Raw genomic sequence first — 740 nt, 5'->3', positions numbered from 1 at the left:
CTAATCGACCAAAGATTAGTACCGCTATTTATTATTTCCTTGTCGCGCGATATCCCACATATCTGCAGGAGAAATAACATCCCAATCAACTTTATTAGAGTCTGACATCGCCAGCATTGCCTGAATCAAGCTTGGCGCGCCGCCTGAGGGGGGCAAATCATATTGATCGGGATAGCCCACATCCGTTAAAAACAAACCATAAGGCTGAGCAGTCACATCGGCTTTAGTACGATCTTTCGCCGCAAGCACTTCAGCACACCACTCCACTGGATTTCGACCCGCACCTATCGACATAAGGACGCCCGCGATATTACGCACCATATGATGCAAGAAGGCATTGCCCTGAATATCCAGCACAAGAATATTACCGAAACGATTTACGCGAACGTGGTCGATATGCCGAAACGGCGATTTACTCTGACATCCAACGGCACGAAACGAAGTAAAATCATGCTCGCCCACCAAGCATTGTGCCGCTCGATGCATCAGCGACTCATCTAAAGCGTAATGACACCAAGTCATTTCGTCATAAAAATGCGCTGGTCGAATAGGATGATTAAAGATCACATAGTTATAGCGGCGATTAAACGCAGAAAAACGTGCATGAAACTCATCTGAAACCGGCTGCACCCAAGAAACAGAAATATCTGACGGCAGATTTGCGTTACAACCAAAAACCCAGGAGCGCGCAGTTCTTACAGATGTGGTATCAAAATGAACAATCTGATAACTCGCATGAA

Annotated in this window: 1 protein-coding gene; it reads right to left on the bottom strand. The window is 46.1% G+C overall.

Annotated elements, in window-relative coordinates:
* Positions 1 to 24 precede the first annotated feature (24 nt).
* Positions 25 to 740 (bottom strand): tRNA pseudouridine(38-40) synthase TruA (gene truA, locus A3738_RS09780; RefSeq protein WP_068763575.1); only part of this gene is annotated, 716 nt, incomplete at its 5' end.

This window comes from Oleiphilus sp. HI0066, from assembly GCF_001635725.1.
The sequence above is the reverse complement of the archived record's forward strand: the minus strand, read 5'-3'. Positions and strand labels throughout refer to the sequence as shown.